Below are 18,551 nucleotides of genomic sequence, written 5' to 3' on the forward strand. Positions count from 1 at the left end.
CGCTTTGTCCCTAAACTCCCAGCATGAGGATCGAGGATGTCGACGGCCTGCGGATCGCCACCTACGGCGCCGGGCCGCGGGTGATCGTGGCGGTGCACGGGATCACCGCCTCGTCGAAGGCCTGGGAGGCGGTCGGGCGGCGGCTCCCGGACGGATGGTCGATGGTCGCCATGGACCTGCGCGGCCGCGGCCACAGCGCCGGCCTGCCCGGTCCGTACGGGCTGGACCGGCACGCCGAGGACGTGCTGCGGGTGGCGGACCACGTGGGCGCCGGGCCGGACGCGGTGCTGACCGGCCACTCGATGGGCGGGTACGTGGCGGCGCTGGCGGCGGCGCGGCGGGAGTTCGCGCGGGTGGTGCTGATCGACGGCGGCCTGCCGCTGCCGCTGCCGCCGGGCATGGACGCGGACGAGGCCATGGTCGCCACGCTCGGCCCGGCGCTGGCCCGGCTGCGCCAGACGTTCCCCTCGGCGGAGGCGTACCTGGAGTTCTTCCGGGCGCATCCCGCCTTCGACGGGTTCTGGAGCGCCGAGGTGGAGGAGTACGTGCGCTACGACCTGACCGGGCCGGAGGGCGCGCTGCGCTCGCGGGCGGTGCCGGAGGCCGTGGCCGAGGACGGGCACTGGCTGCTGCGCGAAGGGGCGAGGATCGGCGACGCGCTCCAGAACATCGAGGCGCCGCTGCACCTGCTGCGCGCTCCGCGCGGGCTGCTGAACCAGGACGTCGGCATGTTCCCGGACGACCTGACCGCTCCCTGGCTGGTCCGGCTGCCGGAGCTGAGGGACGAGGTGGTGCCGGACTGCAACCACTACACGATCTTGTTCGACGAGCGGTGCGTGGCGACCATCGTCGAGCGGCTCACCTCCTGACATGGACGGCCCCGCACAGGGGGCCGTCCGGCGCCGTGGGTCAGCGAGGAGCGATCCACGTGGCCTTCGCGGCGGCCACCAGCGTGCCGTCCACCTCGTAGATCGCGCTCTGGCCGAACATCTTGCGGCCCTCGCGGCCGGTCTCGCGGGCCACCACGGAGTAGACCCCGCCGGCGGTCACCTTGCGGTGGAACTGCACCGCGAGCCGTCCGAGCAGCGCCGACTCGCCCGGCCTGAAGTGGGCCCAGCCGGTGACGCAGTCGAGCGCGGCGCCCACGACCGCGGGCGGCACGCCGTCCTCATCGGCCACCGTGAACGGCACCCGCCACCCGGCCGCGACCAGGTCGTCGCTGCCCTCGACCGGGCCGGGGAAGATGCGCAGGCCGTCACCCGGCTCGCGGAACCCGCACGCGAAGCACTCGGGGAAGGCGTGCGCGCGGCGACCGGCGAACCCGGCCTCGGCCCGCGCGGCCTCGGTGAAGGACACGAACGGCGGCGCCTGCACGTCCTCGGCCACCGGGATGGCCTCGACCAGCGGTTTCCCGCCGTCGTAGAGGGAGACGGAGTTGGCCAGATGTTCCAGCTTCAACTCGGTGCCGAGCGGTGTCGGGGCGCGCAGCGTGACCTCGACCGCCGATCGCCCGCCGTTCAGCACGCCCGCGAGGGTGCCGGCCAGCCAGCCGCCGTTGGCGGATCGCGCGGGCCCCCGGAAGCGGTCGGGAACGGTCAGTACGGTCTGCAGGGCAGCCGTCGTCATGCAACACCCTCCAATATCGCCATAAATCGGCGAAGTCCTGAAACGTCGTTTGAGATGGGCCGATACTACTGGACCTGCTGATCAGCCCATACTCGGGCCCACACCAGGTGATGTCCCGCGCATCGCGGAGCCCTGCCGCTGCCCGAGATCTCCAGGAGGGAACCTCCGGAATCAGTAAAAGATACGGTGCCGACGTTGCGAGCAGGTGACTTCCGGGTGGAAGTGATGTTGCTCACGTTCGCCGGTCCGGCTCCTCCTGGCCGTCCTCGGCGCCGGGGAAGGCGATCCTGGACGCGATCACGTACTCGATCCGGACGTCCCGGTACTCCTCGCCCTCGCGGACCCGGTCGGGCAACCGGTCCCGGCGGCTGCCGGAGGCGGACTCCTCCCCCGGTTCGCCGGCGAACCGCACCGACGTCTCGGGCACCTCCGCGAACCGCATGCGGTCCGCGCGCACCGTGGCGGTGAACATGATGTCGGCGTCCTCGATGAGCCGGCGGCTGGGACGGTCGTCGTTCATCACGGCTCCAGGGTCTAGCGGCGGACCCGTTTGGACAGTTCCAGAAGCTGGCGCGCGCCCACCCGCCCCACGGCCCTGCCGAGATCCCGCAGAGAGTCCCCCAGATGCGGCCCTTCCTCCCCGGCCCCGGACTCGGGCCGGGCGGACGCGGACTCGGGCGACGGTTTTGATTCAGGTTCGGGCTCGGGTTCGGGTTCGGACTCGTCCTCGGGTTCGGGCTCCGGCTGGGGCTCAGGTTCGGGCTCGGGCTCGGGCTCGGGCTCGGGCTCGGGCTCGGGCTCGGGCTCGGGCTCAGGTTCGGGTTCGGGTTCGGGTTCGGGTTCGGGCTCCGGCTCTTCGAGTGTCGCGTCGCCGGGTGCGTACGGCTCCTCGTGTTCGCCGAGGAGTTCGGCGTCGCGGCCCAGGTCCGCGATCGGCCGCTCGACCTCCGGCAGCGCGTCGCCCACGTCCCGGACGGCGGTCGCCACGCTGTCGACGGCGCCGGTGACGATCTCGGGGTTGCGGTCGATCGTCCGCAGGACGTCACCGACGATCAACGCGACGTTGTCGAGCCGCACCTTGAGCATCGCCTGCGCGTCCACGCCGTCGATCTCCAGGTTCACCTTGCCGAGCACGACGTCCACACCGACGTGCAGGTTCAGCAGGTCGAGCACGTCGGCCTGGAGGGAGACCCGCGCCCGCAGGTCCTCCACATCGAGGCTGATCTTGTCGACCTTGACCGTCGGGACGTCCAGCAGGACATCCGGGTCGGCGGAGCCGGACGGCCTCCGCTCCGGTTCGGAGTAGAGCAGGTCCGGATGCTCGCCGGCGGCCTCCGGCACGTCATCGGTCATGTCCGCGCTCCTCCCCGCCCGTCGGGAACGGCTGATGCGCCGAGGAAGTGACCCTTCCAGTGCACGGCCTACCCGAGAACGCGACAAAGCGCCCAAACTAGGACCCAAATGGGCGTATAGGCGTCAGAGGACGGGCAGGTAACGGCCGAGCTCGAACTCGGTGACCGTGCGCCGGTAGTCGCGCCACTCCGCCCGCTTGTTGCGCAGGAAGAAGTCGAACACGTGCTCGCCGAGCGTCTCGGCCACCAGCTCGCTGCGCTCCATGACGCTTATGGCCTCGTCGAGCGACTGCGGCAGCGGCTGGATGCCCAGGGCGCGCCGTTCGGCGCTGGTGAGGGTCCACACGTTGTCCTCGGCCGCCGGCGGCAGCTCGTAGCTCTCCTCGATGCCCTTGAGCCCCGCGGCCAGGACGAGCGCGAAGGCGAGGTACGGGTTGCAGGCCGAGTCGAGCGACCGGAACTCGATGCGGGTCGAGCCGCCCTTGTGCGGCTTGTACATGGGCACCCGCACCAGGGCCGAGCGGTTGTTGTGGCCCCAGCAGATGTAGGAGGGGGCCTCGCCGCCCTGCCCGGCGATGGCCTCGGCGCCGCCCCACAGCCGCTTGTAGGAGTTGACCCACTGGTTGGTGATGGCGGTGATCTCGGCGGCGTGCCTGAGCAGGCCGGCGATGAACGAGCGGCCCACCTTGGACAGCTGGTAGTCGGCGCCGGGCTCGTGGAAGGCGTTGCGGTCGCCCTCGAACAGCGACATGTGGGTGTGCATGCCGGACCCGGGGTGCTCGGTGAACGGCTTGGGCATGAACGAGGCCCAGACGCCCTGCTCCAGCGCGACCTCCTTCATGACCAGGCGGAAGGTCATGATGTTGTCGGCCGTGGTGAGCGCGTCGGCGTAGCGCAGGTCGATCTCCTGCTGGCCGGGGGCGCCCTCGTGGTGGCTGTATTCCACCGAGATGCCCATCGACTCCAGCATCATGATCGCCTGACGGCGGAAGTCATGGCCGGAGCTGTGGGGGGTGTGGTCGAAGTAGCTGCCGGAGTCGATCGGCTCGGGCCGCAGGCTGTCGCCCGGCCGGTTCTTCAGCAGGAAGAACTCGATCTCCGGGTGGGTGTAGAAGGTGAACCCCATGTCGGCGCACTTGGCGAGCGTGCGCTTGAGCACCCAGCGCGGGTCGGCGTGGGACGGGGAGCCGTCGGGCATGAGGATGTCGCAGAAGATGCGCCCGGCACCGGGCGTCTCGCTGCGCCACGGCAGGATCTGGAACGTCGACGGGTCGGGCTTGGCGAGCATGTCGGACTCGTAGACCCGGGCGAACCCCTCGATGGCGGAGCCGTCGAAGCCGATGCCTTCGGCGAACGCGCCTTCCAGCTCGGCCGGCGCTATCGCGACGGACTTGAGGAAGCCCAGCACGTCGGTGAACCAGAGCCGGATGAACCGGATGTCGCGTTCCTCGAGCGTGCGGAGCACGAACTCCTGCTGGCGGTCCACGGCATCCCCTCGTGCAGATGGTACAGGTCACTTATCAGCATGCCGTGTCCGTGTTTCGCACAGGTTACGAGGGGTGCCGGTGCGAGCCTCACTGACAAAGGGCGTGCCCGGTCTTAATGTGATCACGCAGTCAGTCTCGGGGGAGGCATTGGTGGCTATCGACCTGCTCAATCACAAGCTCGATCGGGCCTTCGACCACATCGACGCGGCCGGCAGGGGCGTCGTGGACCGCGAGGACCTGCTGGGCCTGGGGGCCCGCATCCTGGTCGGTTTCGGGGAGTCCCCCACGTCCGTGACCGGCAGCGCCCTCGTCGACGGCTTCGACCGCGTCTGGGCGGAGCTGTCGGCCGCGCTCGGCCGCGACGAGGACGTCGACATGTCCCGCGAGGACTTCGCGCTCGCCATGACCGCCGCGTTCGTCAAGGGCGACAGGTACGCTCCGGTCTTCGGCCCGGCGGCCGCGGCGGTGGCCGGGCTGTGCGACCGCGGCGGCGACGGCTACGCGGGGCCGGAGGAGTTCCGCACGCTGCTGGCCGCCTTCGGCACCGGCCACGACGACGCCGACGCGGCGTTCGACCGGCTCGACACCACGGGCCGGGGCGTGCTGACGGTGGACGAGCTGGTGCGCGCCGCCCGCGACTTCTACACGGGCGAGGACCCCGAGGCGCCCGGCAACTGGCTCTTCGGGCCCCTGTGAACACCGCGGTGAGCACGACCGTGATGGCTTCCGTACGGTCCGCGCTCCGATCCGTCCTGCACTGGAAGCCCCTGCTGCCGCTGCCCCGCCGGGGCAGCAGGGCCGCGGCCGCGCTGCTGCCGCTGGTCGAGCGGGTGCCCGGGATGGCGGCGCCGTGCCGGATGCATCCCGCCGTGTACGCGATCGAGGCGGCCGTCATCGACTGGGCGCGCCGTACGGGCCTGCGCGCCGACCCGGGGGTCGGCTTCCACCGGATGGCGGGGCGGGCGTTCGCCGAGTTCGACGCGGCCGCGGCGGCGCTGTTCGCGCAGTGGCTGACGTGGCTGTTCCACCTGGACGACGAGCTGGACGAGGGGCCGTGCCCGCTGGAGGTGTTCCAGGGGATGCTGGAGGGCGCCGGCGGCCATCCGCTGGAGGCGGCCTTCGCCGACCTGTGGCGGGTGACGAGCGCGCGGATGAGCGACCAGTGGCGCCGCCGGTTCGCGGTCAACCTGCAGCGCCAGCACTACGCCTGCCGCACCGAGGCCGACAACAGGGCGGCGGGCCAGGCGCCGACGCTGGCCGACTACCCGATGCTGCGCAGGGGCACGGTCGGCCCCTACCTGTACGACCTGGTGGAGCCGTGCCTGCGGGTGGAGGTGCCGGCCTGGGTGCACCGGTCGGAGCCGTGGCAGGAGCTGGTGAACTCCTGCAGCGACATCACCGCCTGGTGCAACGACGTGGCCTCGCGGCCCAAGGAGCGCGGCGACGGCCACAACCTCGTCGTGATCGCGATGCGCGAGCTGGGCCTGGGCGAGCGGGAGGCGGTCGGCTGGGTGCTCGACCGGATCGCCGAGCGGTGCCGCGACATGAGCGGGGCCGCGCGTCGGCTGCCGCTGGACGATCTCGCGCCGGGCACCGCCAGGGACGTGAGCAAGGTGGCGTGCGCCTACCTCGCGGCGCCGCGGGCCCACCTCGACTGGCTGCTGGAGTCGTCCCGCTACGCGTGAGGGGCGGCGGCGAGCGCGTCGCCGGTGGCGGTGCGGCGGTAGACGACCTGCTTGCCGACCCGCATGCCGACGGTCAGGCCGCTGCCGCTGAGCACGGTCAGGTGCTGGCTGACCGCGCCGGGCGTCAGCGCCATGCGGCCGGCCAGCGCCGTGGTGGTGGCCGGCTCGGCCAGCGCGAGCAGGATGCGGGCGCGGCTGCGGCCGATGAGCGCGGCGAGCGCGCCGGGCGCGGGCGGCGGGCCCTGCTCCCACAGCGTGCCGACGCCGAGCACCGGATAGACGAGCATCGACTGGTACGGGGCGGACATGACGGCGACCGAAGGCCAGTAGAACGCGCTCGGCACCAGCACCAGGCCGTCGCCGTGCAGCGCCGGGTCGTCGTTGCACCAGGGCCGGTCGACGAGGAGCCGGCCACCGGTCCAGGTGACGGCCGGGTCGAGCCCGTCGAACAGCTCGCGGGCGCCGCCCCTGGCGAGCTGCCGCGAGCGGCGCAGCACGTCGCGTTCGAGCAGCGCGTGGACGCGCGGCCAGAACTCGGCGAGACACGTCCGCCAGTACGCCTCAAGGGCGTCGGCGACCCGCTGGATCCCGCCCGCCGGGTCGGCGACGAACCGGCCGAGCGCGGCCGGATCGGCGGAGCGCACCTCCCGCGCCTCGTGCAGCGCCCGCTCCGGCGAGGTGCGCCGGACGCGCTCCAGCTCGGCGGCGAAGTCGGGCATGGGCGTGTCGGGCGGCGGCGTGAGGAAGTCGGCGAGATAGCCGCTCGGGGGCACGAGCGCGAGCAGCTCGGCCAGGTCGAGCCCGGCCAGGCGGGGCCGCACGCAGGTGAGCCACGGCAGATGCAGGGCCTGCCTGGCCGGGTCCTGGAGGGTGCGCAGGCTCGCGACCAGCTCCCACAGCGGGGAGAAGGCGAACCGGATCCGGGCCACGTCCTCAGGCTTCAGCTCCCACGTCACCGGCATGCTTTTAGTGTGCCCTAAATCGTTCGACCCGGCGATCCGAGGGCCGGAACCTGGCGGGGTGACGACCACCGCTCCCGAAAAACCGCCCTTCCTGCGCGCCGCGTTCGGCGGGCTGCCCCGCCCCTTCTGGGCCCTGTGGGGCGGCACCCTGGTGAACCGCCTGGGCGCCATGGTGCTGCCGTTCACCGGCGTGTTCCTCACCCAGGCGCGCGGCCTGTCCGTGGCCGCCGCCGGTCTGGTCATGGCCGTCTTCGGGGCGGGGTCGCTGCTGTCGCAGCTGCTGGCCGGGACACTGGCCGACCGGATCGGGCGCCGGGCCACGCTGGCCGGCGGCATGGTGGCCACCGCGGCGGCGCTGATGGCGCTCGGCTACAGCACGACGCTGCCCGCGATCCTGGCCTCGATGCTGGCGCTCGGCCTGGTCGTGGACGCCTACCGGCCGGCCTCGAACGCGCTGGTCGCCGACCTGGTCTCGCCGGAGCACCGGCCGCGGGCGTTCGGGCTGCTGTTCTGGGCGATCAACCTGGGCTACTCGGTCGGCATGACGGCGGGCGGGTGGCTGGCGCAGCAGGGCTTCCTCCTGCTGTTCTGGCTGAACGCGGCGAGCTGCCTGGTCTTCGCGGCGCTGGTGTGGCGGGCGGTGCCGGAGACCCGGCCCACGGGCGAGTCCGGGCCCGGCGGGTTCGGGATGGTGCTGCGCGACCGGCTGATGGTCGCGTTCACGCTGGTGACGCTCGGGAACGCGCTGATGTACGCGCAGACGTACACGATGCTGCCGGTGGCGATGACGAAGCTGGCCGGGCTGACGACCGCCCAGTTCGGCGCGGCGATGGCGCTGAACGGGGTGCTCATCGTGATCGTGCAGCCGCTCGTGTCCGGCTGGCTGGGCCGCAGGGACGCGCCCAGGACGCTGGCGGCGGGGCTGGCGGTGATGGGGGTGGGGTTCACGCTGACGGCCTTCGTCACCAGCACGGCCATGCTGGCGGTCACCATCGCCGTGTGGACCGCCGGCGAGATCGTCACCGCGGGCATCGCCGGGACCATCCTGGCCAGGCTCGCCCCGGCCCACCTGCGCGGCCGGTACGCGGGACTGTTCGGGTTCGCCTGGTCGGCGGCCGGGATGCTGACGCCGCTGATGGGCAGCGCCCTGCTGGAGGTCGGCGGACAGCCGGCGCTCTGGTTCACGACGGGCGGGATCGGCCTCGTCTCCGCGGCGGGGATGCTCGCGATCGGCCCAGCGATCAGGCGCCGTTGAACGGATTTTGATTCATTGTTGGCCCAGGCCCGATAATTTCCTCCCTGCCAGAGGGCTGGGAGGACGGATTTCATGCGCCACGCAGGGGCGGCGCGCGGTGTGGCGATCGGGCTCGCCACGCTCGCGATCGCCTTGGAGCTCGCCAACGCCTGGGTGACCGCCCAGCTGCCGCCCGCCTCCTACACGCCGCTCCCGTTCGCGCCGGAGGACGTGGCCGGCACCGCGTTCCCGGTGTTCGGCGCCATCCTGGTGGTGCGCAGGCCGCGGCTGGCCATCGGGTGGCTGCTGTGCGCGGGCGGCGTGAGCGCCGCCGCCAACATCCTGTCCGCCAACCTCATCGCCCTGTACGGGGAGCCGGGGTGGGGCTGGATCGTGGTGCAGGCAACCTGGCAGGCCTGCCAGCTCTCGCTCGGCGTGCTGCTGCCCCTGCTCTACCCGGCGGGCCGGATGCCGTCGCCGCGCTGGCGGTGGGCGCTCCTGCCGGCGGTGGCGGGTCACCTGCTCGACTGGACCGCGATCGTGATCATGGAAAGGGAGCTCAGGGACGCCGCCCACGTGCTCGTCGCCGCGGGCATGGCGCTGGCCTTCGCCTCGCTGGCCGTGCGGTTCACCCGGGGCGACCCGGTCGAGCGGCGGCAGATCCTGTGGGTGCTCGTCACCCTGCCGGGGCTGCTGATCCCCTGGATGCTCGGCGGGCCGTTCTGGTGGCTGGCCACGCTCGGCATCCCGCTCATCCCGGCGGCGATCGCGGTGGCGGTGCTGTGCTACCGGCTGTTCGGCATCGACACGCTGATCAGCCGGGCCATGGTCGGCACCGGGCTCGCCCTGGTCATCACCGCCGTCTACCTGGCGGTGGGCGCCGCCTCCAGCCTGTTCCTGGCCGAGGTGGACCCGGTCGCCGGGCTGGCGGCCGCGCTGTTCGCCGGGGTGTTCTTCCAGCCGATGCGGCACGCGCTGCAGCGCGGCGTGGACCGTCTGCTCTACGGCGGCATCGGCGTGCCCGCCGAGCTGGCCGAGCGGCTCAAGCACCGGCTGCAGCGCGTCGACCCGGGCCACGGGCTGCTGGCCGCGCTGGAGGTGCTGCGCGAGGGGCTGTCGGTGACCGGGGCGGCGGTCGAGGTGGACGGCGCGACCACGGTGACCGGCTCGCCCGAGCCCGTCGCCCGTACCGTCCCGCTGGTCTGGCACGGCGAGCCGGTCGGGCTGCTGCTCATCGGCCCGGCGGGCCGGCGCCGCTTCCCCGCCGCGCACGACGAGCGGGTGATCGCCACGCTCCTCCCGTACCTCGCCGACGCCGCGCACGCGGTGCGCATGACCGCGGCCGTGCGGCGGTCGCGCGAGCGGATCCTGACCGCGCGCGAGGAGGAGCGGCGGCGCCTGCGCCGCGACCTGCACGACGGGCTGGGCCAGTCGCTCACCGGGATGGCGATGGTGATCAACGCGGCCCGTGTCTCCCTGCGCCGCTCCCCCGAGCAGGCCGAACGGCTGCTGGCCGACCTGCGCGCGGGCATGGACGCGATCAGCGGCGACATCAGGCAGCTCGTGTACGGGCTGCGCCCCCCGGCGATCGACGAGCTCGGCCTGGCCGGCGCGATCGGGGAGCTGGCCCGCACGCCCGAGGAGCCGGCGACCTCGGTGGAGACCGACGGCGACCTGGACGGCCTGCCCGCGGCGGTGGAGGTGGCGGCGTACCGGATCGTCCAGGAGGCGCTCACGAACGCGCGCAAGCACGCCGCCGCCTCCCGCGTGACGGTCCGGCTGGAGCGCGACAACCGGGTGCTGCGCGTCACGGTAGCCGACGACGGGATCGGCCTGCCGCCCGACGCCCGCGCGGGCGTCGGGCTGGGGTCCATGCGCGAGCGCGCCGCCGAGCTGGGCGGCACCTGCGTGGTACGGGCCGCCGAAGACGGCGGAACCGTGGTGAGCGCGGATCTGCCCACGCCATGAGTTCCCATTTACCGGCACATCTGGATGGCCGTAGGCTTATGCCCACAATGTTGACTTTCACTGCGCTCGGACCGTTCCAGGCCTGGGCGGACGGCGTCCCCCTCGACCTCGGCGGTCAGCGACAGCGGGCGGTGCTCGCCCGGCTGATCGTGGCCGGGGGCCGGGCCGTTCCCGTGAACACGCTCATCGACGAGCTCTGGCCCGGCGATCCGCCCGCGCAGGCGCTCTCGACCATCCAGGGGTACGTCTCCCGGCTGCGCCGCGTGCTCGAACCGGGCCGGGCGCCCCGCGAGGAGGCGTCCGTCCTGGTGTCGGCCCCGCCGGGCTACGCGCTGCGGGCCCGTCCAGAGCAGGTGGACACCTGGCGGTTCGAGCGCCTGGCCAAGTCCGACGGGCCGCCCGGCGAGGTGTGGGCGGCCATGGACGGCGCGCTGGCGCTGTGGCGCGGGCCCGCGCTGGCCGAGTTCGCCGACCTGACGTGGGCGGCGACCGAGGCGGCCAGGCTGGAGGAGTTGCGGCTCGTCGCGATCGAGCGGCGGGGCGCGGCCGGGCTGGCGCTCGGGAGCCCGACGGCGCTGGTCGCGGACCTGGAGGCGCACGCCGCCGCGCATCCGCTGCGCGAGGAGGCCTGGCGCCTGCTGGCGCTGGCCCTCTACCGCACCGGCCGGCAGGGCGACGCGCTCGCCGCGCTGCGCCGCGCCCGCGCGGTCTGGCGGGACGAACTGGGCCTGGACCTCACGGCGGGGTTGCAGCGGCTGGAGCACGACATGCTCTCCCAGACCCTGCCGGACATCCCGCAGACCCCCGTGGCGGACCGGCCCGCCGCCGACGCGGAGCCCGCGGCCTCCCCCGGCGGCCCGCCCCTGCGGGTGCTCGTCGCCGACGACCAGGCGCTGGTACGCGCCGGGCTCAAGGTCGTGCTGGCCGCGGAGGCGGGGCTGGAGGCGGCCGGGGAGGCCGGGGACGGCGAGGAGGCCATCGCCGCCGCCCGCGCCCTGCGCCCCGACGTCGTGCTGCTCGACATCCAGATGCCGAACCTGGACGGCCTGGCCGCCGCCCGCCGCATCCTCACCGCCGCCGATCCGCCCAAAGTGATCATGATGACCACCTTCGGCAGCGACGAGAACCTCTACGCGGCGCTGCGCGCGGGCGTCAGCGGGTTCATGCTCAAGACCTCGCCGCCCGAGCAGCTCGTCGCCGCCATCCGGGCCGCCGCCGCGGGCGACGCCCTCATCGACCCGGCGGTCACCACCCGGCTCATCTCCGCCTTCGCCGGGCGCACCGACCCGGCCTCGCCGCCCGCGCTGGCCGGGCTCACCGACGCCCAGCTCGACGTGCTCAAGCTGGTGGCGCGCGGGCTCACGAACCGGCAGATCGGCCAGACGCTGGCCATGCCGGAGCCGGAGGTGCAGGGGACGGTGCGGACGCTGCTCGACAACCTGGGGTTGTTCGAGCGGGCGCAGCTCGTGGTCGCGGCCTACGAGTCCGGCCTGGTGACCCCGGGAAGCATCGCAGCGAAGTAGGCCGATTTATCGTCATTTTGAGGCTAAAAATAACCCCGTACTAGGCTGGGGCCGTGGCACAACTGCGTATCGCCCTGGCCCAGACGAACCCGACCGTAGGCGACCTGGCCGGCAACGCCGACAAGCTCGTGGCGTGGACCCGCCGGGCCGCCGACCGCGGCGCGCACCTGGCCGTGTTCACCGAGATGTTCCTCACCGGCTACCCCGTCGAGGACCTCGTGCTGCGCACCTCCTTCGTGGACGCCAGCATCGCCGCGATCGAGGAGGTGGCGCTCCGGCTCGACCGCGAGGGCCTCGGCGACCTGCCGGTGGTGGTCGGCTACGTCGACCGGGCCGGCCTGGCCCCCCGGGTCGGCCAGCCCAAGGGCGCCCCGCTCGACGCGGCCGCCCTGCTCCACCGCGGCCGGGTGGTGGCCCGCACCGCCAAGCACCACCTGCCGAACTACGGGGTGTTCGACGAGTACCGCTACTTCGTCCGCGGCGACCGGCTGCCGATCTTCCGGCTGCACGGGGTCGACGTCGCCGTGGCGGTCTGCGAGGACCTCTGGCAGGACGGCGGCCCGGTCGCCGTGGTCGGCCAGGCGGGAGCGGGCCTGCTCGTGGTGCCGAACGCCTCCCCGTACGAGAAGGAGAAGGACGACATCCGCCTGGAGCTGTGCGCGCGCAGGGCACGCGAGGCCGGCAGCGCGCTCGTCTACGTCAACCAGGTCGGCGGGCAGGACGAGCTGGTCTTCGACGGCGACTCGCTGGTGGTGGACGCCCGCGGCGAGCTGGTCGCGCGGGCCGCCCAGTTCCGTGAGGAACTGCTGGTCTGCGACCTCGACCTGCCGGTCTCGTCCGCCGGGACCGGTTCCTTCCCGTACGACGCCGGCGACGGCACCACCATCACCGTGGACCGGCTGGTGCTGTCGGACGACCCGCTTCCCGCGTACGAGCCGGAGCCCCCGAGCGTGGCCGAGCCGCTGGACACGGTCGCCGAGGTCTACGAGGCGCTGGTGCTGTCGGTGCGCGACTACGTGGCCAAGAACGGGTTCGAGTCGGTCATCCTCGGGCTGTCGGGCGGCATCGACTCCGCCCTGACGGCCACCATCGCCGCCGACGCCATCGGCCCGTCGCGGGTGCACGTGGTGCTCATGCCCTCCCGCTACTCCTCCGAGCACTCGCTGTCGGACGCCCAGGACCTGGTACGGCGGCAGGGCCTGCGGGCGCAGGTGGTGCCCATCGCGGAGATCGTGACCTCGTTCGAGAAGGAGATCGAGCTGTCCGGCCTGGCCTCCGAGAACCTCCAGGCCCGGGTGCGCGGCATGATCCTCATGGGCCTGTCGAACCAGCACGGCCACCTGGTGCTCACCACCGGGAACAAGAGCGAGCTGGCCACCGGCTACTCCACGCTCTACGGCGACTCGGCGGGCGGGTTCGCGCCGATCAAGGACGTGCCGAAGCTCATGGTGTGGGAGCTGTCGAGGTGGCGCAACGGCGGTGGCGACCCGTCGTTCCGGCTCCAGGTGGACGAGCCGATCCCGCCGAACTCCATCACCAAGGAGCCCAGCGCCGAACTCCGCCCCGACCAGCGCGACACCGACTCCCTTCCGCCGTACGAGGTCCTGGACAAGCTGCTGGACGACTACGTCGAGAAGGACATGGGCTCCCGGGAGCTCATCGCCGCCGGGCACGATCCGGCGCTGGTCGCCCGCGTCATCCGGCTGGTGGACCTGGCCGAGTACAAGCGCCGCCAGTATCCGCCGGGTCCCAAGATCACCCCGAAGAACTTCGGCCGCGACCGGCGTCTCCCCATCACCAACCGCTGGCGCGAGACCACGTAGGCCTTCTCCCCTACGGAAAGGCCCGCCGCGCGGCGGGCCCTTCTCCTGGTCAGGGGATCAGCCGCAGTGCACGTTGTTGAGCTCGAGGATCGTCCAGGCGGGGACGGTCGCGCTGACGTCGATGCACTGGCCGGGCGCCGAGACGTACACCGGGCCGGCGTAGTACTTGTAGTTACCCGCGTCGGTGTCCGCCCCGCTGCCGTCACCCCTCGAGATCGTGACGTGCTTCCAGCTGGTGGTGCCGTCGTACTGACCGTAGCCGTAGGTCAGGGCGCAGTTCTTTCCGGTGCTGGAGCTGTAGTACACCTCCAGCGTGCCCGTGCGGGTGCCGTTCTTGGAGACCGCGTAGACGCCGACCCGGGAGTAGCTGCTGCCGCAGGGTCCGGCGGCGCCGGCCGGGGCCGCGCCCGCCACCAGCGTGGTCGTCGCGGCCAGGGCCGTGCCGGCCATGTTGCCCCTGATGTGACGGTTCGCACATGTCCTCCCGGCTGTCAGGCCAGGAGGAGGGTGAGGCCGCCGAGGGTGTAGCAGAGCATGAGGACGAACAGCGGGATCTGGCCCGCCACCGCCTTGGCCGGGGGAAGCAGCCGGACCGAGCGGTCGTGGGCCGCGACCACGCCCGCCACGTGACCGGCGATGATGGCCAGCACCTGCACGGTGGCGATCACCGGGGGCGACACCAGGTCCGGGTTCACCTCCGCGTCCAGCCCCAGTGACAGGATGACCGCGCGCTGGCCCTCGATGACCAGGAGCGAGAAGTAGTGCGCGATCAGGTAGCCGATGGCGATCGGGACCAGGGAGTGGGCGAAGCGCGGGGCCAGGTCGCGGGCGCCGCCGATCCGGCCGGCCAGCCACAGGCAGGCTCCGTACAGGAGGGCGACGGCGGCGATGGCGGCGAGCAGGCCGGCGGTGCCGAGGCCGGCGCGGCCGAGCGGGCCTGACTGGAGGGCGTCCACCCAGGCGGGGGTGGTGGAGAAGCCGTCGTAGCCGGTGCTGCCGAGGAGCACGCACACGGTGGCGACCAGGCCGGGGGCGGGCCGGATGGCGTCGAGGCCGTCGAAGGGGCCGCGCAGCACGAGGGTGCCGTCGGCGCGGCGGCCGATGGGGGCGAGCTGGCCGGCCAGGGTGGAGTACACCTCGAACGGGTCGCCGCGTTCCAGCCATCCGTGCCCGTACACGAGGGTTCCGGTCGTCTGCGCGGCCGCGTACAGGGTGAGGAAGGCGAGGAGGGTGGGCGGGGCGGCGGGTTCGGGGGCGACGAGCTCCATCCAGGTGAAGGCGAGCAGGCCGAGGGCGGCGGGCCAGTAGCCGAGGCGCGGCGGGAGCGGGCGGCGGGGGCGGTCGGGCAGCAGCCGGAACGGGTTGAGCAGCCGCCACACCGGGCCGAACAGCAGCGACGCGGGGATCAGGCCGACCCAGAAGAGCACATAGACCAGGTACGCGCCGGCGTTCCCGGCTTCGGGGCCGAGCAGCAGCCAGCCGACGGTGTAGGCGGCGGCGACCAGGGTGAGGACGCGGAGCGGGCGGGCGGGGAGGCGGAGGTTCAGGGTCACGCCGGCGCGGTCGCCGCGGAAGCGGGAGTCGGCCCAGAGCAGGCCGAGCGCCAGGAAGGACACGACGAGGGCGGCGAGCGCCCCGGCGTAGGCGTAGAAGAGCGGGATCGGCAGGTCGGCGCGGTCGCCGATGCCGTGCGCGAGCAGCGCCTCCCCTCGCCGGGCGACGTCCGGATACCCCGCCGCCCAGGGCGCCGCCCCGTGCGGGAGCGCCGTCATCGGACCGCCACCTGGACGAGGACCAGATGGCTGTTGTGGGTCTCCACCTCGAACACCCCGGTCATGTCCGCCACGAACCGCACCGTGGCCGGTTCGCCGGGTCGCAGGGCCGCTTCGACGTCGTAGCCGTGCACGTGCAGCTCGTCGGGGACGTCGCTGGTGACGGTGATGCTGACGGTCTGGCCGCGGGCCGCCTCCAGCCAGCCGGACGGGGGCCGGACGCGGCCCGCCTCGACGGTGATCTCGGCGTGCGCCTCCCCCGGCACGGGCGCGGCGGTGGCGACCTCGTGACTGTTCCCTGGCCTGTGATGGGTGTCCGAGAGCGGCCCGCATCCCGCCGTCGCGACCACGGCGATCAGGACCGCGCAGACGCCGCGACCCCTCACGCGACGGCCTCCCTGTCGCCGGGGGTCTTCTCCTCCGTACGGGTGCGGCGCGGGGCGAGGTGGACCACGGCCCAGAGGACCCAGACGCCCGTCAGCAAGCCGCGGATCCAGCCCGGTCCGAGCGGGATGAGGGGGATGAGGCCGACCATCCGGTCGTAGGCGTCCGCCACGGTCAGCAGGCCGAGCACGATCGTGAACCAGGCGAACGCCCCCGGCCGCAGCGCCGCGCCCAGGCAGATCGACCACCCGGCCACGAGCAGCAGCGCCACCCCCGTCAGGTACGGGTCGTCCATGGCGGCCGCGACCACGTCCAGCGCCAGCCCGGTCAGCCCCACGACCGACCCGGCCGAGATGAGGCGCAGCCGCCGCTCCCCCGCCTCGCCCACGCCCGGCGGCACCCCGTTCCCTCCGGGGGTGCCGCGGCGCCGTCTGGCCGCGCGGTGCGCCCGTACCCAGAACAGAACCGCGAACAGCCCGAGGACGAGCGAGCCGCCCAGGGCGAGCTGGGTCTCCACCCGGCCGAGTCCGGAGGCGCCGAACCAGTCGCAGCCGGCCGGCAGGCGGGCCTGGGCGGCGTTGAAGTCGGAGCAGAGGAACAGTTTGGCGATCTTGACGGGTTCGGCGAGGAGCCGGTCGGAGCCGCCCGACAGCTCGGGCGCCCGCGCGCCGCAGCGGGGCAGCGCGGCGGGCGTGGTCAGCGCGACGCCGGGCTGCCAGCAGTTGCCGGTGCCCTGACCGTCCCACCACACGTCCCTGCCGTTGGGCCGCCGCTCGCCGGTGGGCGCGACGCCGAGCACGTTGGCCTCGAACCGGTTGTGGTTGGAGGTGTCGGCCTGTTTGGCCAGGTCGCCCTCGCCGCGGATGAACGCGGGGACGCCGAAGAGCTGGAAGGCGGCGCCGCGGTTGTTCCACAGGTGGTTGTTCCTGAACACGTTGTGGTTGCCGCCCGCGACGATGACGCCGGTGCCGGGCGGGACGCCCACCTGGGGGCAGACGACGCCCTGCTCGTAGCCGCGTTCGGCGGGCGGGCGGGAGCAGGTGCCGTCGCGGGTGAAGCGGTAGTAGTCGCGGTTGTTGTCGTAGATCTTGTTGTTCTCGAACAGCGCGTGGTTCTGCGGCAGGCCGGGGTGGTCGGGCCAGAGGCTGTCCATCGTGGCGCCGACCATGTTGTCGTAGAACTCGTTGTCGTGCGCCCATACGGAGTCGCCCGCGGTGCCGGAGTAGCCGAGGGCGTTGTCGTGGCTCTTGCAGCGGCGGATCTCGATGGCGTAGCGGGGGACGTCGTGGCCGCGGCCGTCGTTGATGTTCGAGGCGCTGCCGGGGTAGAGGCCGCCGTCGCCGTTGCCGTACGACTCGCAGTCGGTGTAGAGGCCGTGGTCGCTGGCGAAGGTGAGGAAGCCGTACTCGTCGTTCCAGCGGGTGAGGACGCGGTCGATGACGAATCCGTCGGTTTCGAGCACGTACAGGGAGTTGAAGGTGGTGCGCTGGGCGGTCAGGTTGCGGAAGTAGATCCCGTTCGTGCGGTCGGCCCTGATGGCGTTCAGCTTGCGGTACTCGGCGTCGACGATCACGTCGAGAGGGCCGGCGCCGGTGCCCTCGATCTGCAGGTTCTCCTTGCCGAGGATGGCGACCAGGTTCTGGTTGTGCGGGCACAGGACCTGCTGCTCGTAGGAGAGGATCTGGTAGCCCCAGTCCGACCAGCGGGCGGGGAGCCGGGCGCACTCGCCGGTGGGCGGGGCCTGGCTCGGCTCCTCACGGTAGAGGCCGGGCAGGATCGCGATCGTCATGCCCGGCTCGTCGACCCGGTCGACCGCCTCCTGGAGGTGCCTGACCCCGTTCTCCTGGCAGTCGGCGAACAGGCGGAGGTTGCGTTCCCTCAGGTCCGCGGGGAAGCCCGCGACGCGCCGCTCGAAGTCGGCCCGGTCGGTCTTGCAGACCAGCAGGTCGGGATCCTCGGTGCGCAGCACGGGGACGCTGCCGGACCCGTCGGGGAACGTGACCGGCCGTTCCTCGTGCGCCAGCGCCGCGCCGGCGGGCGCCAGCAGGGCCAGGGCAAGCGCGGCGAGCACCGTGATCCTGCGTAAGGGACGCATGATCGCGAGAGTAGAGCAAGGCTCACCTTGTGCCTACCCCTAGCGGCGTGAGACGAGCCCTTCCAGGGCGTGGTCGACGACGCGCTCGGCCAGGTCTTCGGGCAGGTCGCCCTCGGGACCCCACTTGCTGAACCAGATCATGGCGCCCGACAGCAGCGCCATGCCCAGCTCCACGTCCAGGTCGGGGCGGAGCTCACCGTTGGCGACGCCGCGGCCGAGCACCCGCCTCATGGCCACCCGCCTCGGCTCCAGCGCCAGCTTGAAGAACCGCTCGCTGACGCGCTTGGACCGGTCGGTCTCGCCCATCGCGACGTTCATCACACAGCGGGCCCGCCGCTGACCCGCCTCGCGGCGGACGACGTCGAGCAGGGCGATGAGGTCGTCGCGCACCGACTCGCCCGCCAGCGGCGGGAGCGGCTCGCGGAGCGTCGCCAGCGCGTCGACGACCAGATCCTCCTTGTTGGCCCAGCGCCGGTAGATCGTGGTCTTGCCCACGCCCGCGCGGGACGCGATCGCCTCGATCGACAGCTCGGCGACGCCCATGCCCTCGGCTATCAGGTCGAGGGTGGCCTCGATGATCGCCTTCTCGGCCTTCTCGCTGCGCGGGCGGCCCGCCCGGGCCTGGTGCTGGGTGGTCATG

17 protein-coding genes are annotated in these 18,551 nt (G+C 72.9%); 7 read left to right on the forward strand and 10 right to left on the reverse strand.

Translation table 11 applies throughout. From position 1 onward, the window contains the following. Window positions 1-23 precede the first annotated feature (23 nt). Window positions 24-869, forward strand: coding sequence for an alpha/beta fold hydrolase (locus ACIBF7_RS13860; protein WP_148032859.1), 846 nt, complete (start codon window positions 24-26; stop codon window positions 867-869). Window positions 870-909: 40 nt separating this feature from the next. Here ACIBF7_RS13860 and ACIBF7_RS13865 read toward each other — a convergent pair whose 3' ends face one another. The 4 genes from ACIBF7_RS13865 to glnA all read right to left on the reverse strand — a co-directional run bounded on the left by ACIBF7_RS13865 (window position 910) and on the right by glnA (window position 4,464). Continuing rightward, entirely contained in the window at window positions 910-1,626 is a 717-nt protein-coding gene (locus ACIBF7_RS13865; protein ID WP_271278768.1) for a PaaI family thioesterase, read from the reverse strand. A 232-nt stretch (window positions 1,627-1,858) separates the two neighbouring features. After that, window positions 1,859-2,146 carry a hypothetical protein gene (locus tag ACIBF7_RS13870; protein WP_397197210.1) on the reverse strand — a complete coding sequence of 96 codons (288 nt, stop codon included), beginning with the start codon at window positions 2,144-2,146 and terminating at the stop codon, window positions 1,859-1,861. 14 nt (window positions 2,147-2,160) lie between these two features. After that, window positions 2,161-2,979: a hypothetical protein gene (locus ACIBF7_RS13875; protein WP_397197211.1), complete on the reverse strand. Its 819-nt coding sequence runs from the start codon at window positions 2,977-2,979 to the stop codon at window positions 2,161-2,163. Between the two features lie 123 nt (window positions 2,980-3,102). Next, window positions 3,103-4,464, reverse strand: coding sequence for a type I glutamate--ammonia ligase (glnA, locus tag ACIBF7_RS13880; protein WP_271278765.1), 1,362 nt, complete (start codon window positions 4,462-4,464; stop codon window positions 3,103-3,105). 151 nt (window positions 4,465-4,615) lie between these two features. Between glnA and ACIBF7_RS13885 the strand changes: the two genes are divergently transcribed. Together ACIBF7_RS13885 and ACIBF7_RS13890 are read left to right on the forward strand one after the other, a co-directional pair. Next, window positions 4,616-5,161, forward strand: coding sequence for an EF-hand domain-containing protein (locus ACIBF7_RS13885; protein ID WP_271278764.1), 546 nt, complete (start codon window positions 4,616-4,618; stop codon window positions 5,159-5,161). 8 nt (window positions 5,162-5,169) lie between these two features. Further along, window positions 5,170-6,150 carry a terpene synthase family protein gene (locus tag ACIBF7_RS13890; RefSeq protein WP_261808693.1) on the forward strand — a complete coding sequence of 327 codons (981 nt, stop codon included), beginning with the start codon at window positions 5,170-5,172 and terminating at the stop codon, window positions 6,148-6,150. Here the strand turns inward: ACIBF7_RS13890 and ACIBF7_RS13895 are convergent. Further along, window positions 6,141-7,112 (reverse strand): DUF5937 family protein, encoded by a 972-nt coding sequence (locus ACIBF7_RS13895; protein ID WP_271278763.1) that lies wholly within the window; start codon window positions 7,110-7,112, stop codon window positions 6,141-6,143. The genes ACIBF7_RS13890 and ACIBF7_RS13895 overlap by 10 nt on opposite strands. A 58-nt stretch (window positions 7,113-7,170) precedes the next feature. On the opposite strand from ACIBF7_RS13895, the gene ACIBF7_RS13900 reads away from it, so the two are divergent. The 4 genes from ACIBF7_RS13900 (at window position 7,171) to ACIBF7_RS13915 (ending at window position 13,660) form a co-directional block, all read left to right on the forward strand. Further along, the gene (locus tag ACIBF7_RS13900) at window positions 7,171-8,367 is read left to right on the forward strand and encodes an MFS transporter (RefSeq protein ID WP_261808694.1); all 1,197 of its coding nucleotides are present in this window, start codon (window positions 7,171-7,173) and stop codon (window positions 8,365-8,367) included. Between the two features lie 72 nt (window positions 8,368-8,439). Then, window positions 8,440-10,314, forward strand: coding sequence for an ATP-binding protein (locus ACIBF7_RS13905; RefSeq protein WP_397197212.1), 1,875 nt, complete (start codon window positions 8,440-8,442; stop codon window positions 10,312-10,314). 47 nt (window positions 10,315-10,361) lie between these two features. Continuing rightward, the gene (locus tag ACIBF7_RS13910; protein ID WP_148032867.1) at window positions 10,362-11,837 is read left to right on the forward strand and encodes a BTAD domain-containing putative transcriptional regulator; all 1,476 of its coding nucleotides are present in this window, start codon (window positions 10,362-10,364) and stop codon (window positions 11,835-11,837) included. Window positions 11,838-11,890: 53 nt separating this feature from the next. Continuing rightward, window positions 11,891-13,660, forward strand: a complete 1,770-nt coding sequence (locus ACIBF7_RS13915) for an NAD+ synthase (RefSeq protein WP_271278761.1) — start codon at window positions 11,891-11,893, stop codon at window positions 13,658-13,660. A 57-nt stretch (window positions 13,661-13,717) separates the two neighbouring features. Here ACIBF7_RS13915 and ACIBF7_RS13920 read toward each other — a convergent pair whose 3' ends face one another. From ACIBF7_RS13920 to ACIBF7_RS13940, 5 genes are read right to left on the reverse strand one after another with little or no spacing between them, the layout of a single operon-like run. Further along, window positions 13,718-14,110 carry a spore-associated protein A gene (locus tag ACIBF7_RS13920; RefSeq protein WP_397197213.1) on the reverse strand — a complete coding sequence of 131 codons (393 nt, stop codon included), beginning with the start codon at window positions 14,108-14,110 and terminating at the stop codon, window positions 13,718-13,720. A 41-nt stretch (window positions 14,111-14,151) separates the two neighbouring features. Further along, the gene (locus ACIBF7_RS13925; RefSeq protein WP_271278759.1) at window positions 14,152-15,432 is read right to left on the reverse strand and encodes a hypothetical protein; all 1,281 of its coding nucleotides are present in this window, start codon (window positions 15,430-15,432) and stop codon (window positions 14,152-14,154) included. Beyond that, window positions 15,429-15,818 carry a hypothetical protein gene (locus ACIBF7_RS13930; protein ID WP_219544720.1) on the reverse strand — a complete coding sequence of 130 codons (390 nt, stop codon included), beginning with the start codon at window positions 15,816-15,818 and terminating at the stop codon, window positions 15,429-15,431. Before ACIBF7_RS13930 ends, ACIBF7_RS13925 begins: the two co-directional genes overlap by 4 nt. Next, a complete protein-coding gene (locus ACIBF7_RS13935) occupies window positions 15,815-17,911 on the reverse strand; it encodes a right-handed parallel beta-helix repeat-containing protein (RefSeq protein ID WP_397197214.1) in 2,097 nt (698 codons plus the stop codon). Before ACIBF7_RS13935 ends, ACIBF7_RS13930 begins: the two co-directional genes overlap by 4 nt. Window positions 17,912-17,950: 39 nt before the next feature. Beyond that, a complete protein-coding gene (locus ACIBF7_RS13940) occupies window positions 17,951-18,550 on the reverse strand; it encodes a TetR/AcrR family transcriptional regulator (RefSeq protein ID WP_148032871.1) in 600 nt (199 codons plus the stop codon). Between the last annotated feature and the right edge of the window lies 1 nt (window position 18,551).

It is taken from the genome of Nonomuraea sp. NPDC050478 (assembly GCF_044458265.1).
GTDB classification, from domain to species: Bacteria; Actinomycetota; Actinomycetes; order Streptosporangiales; family Streptosporangiaceae; genus Nonomuraea; species Nonomuraea ferruginea.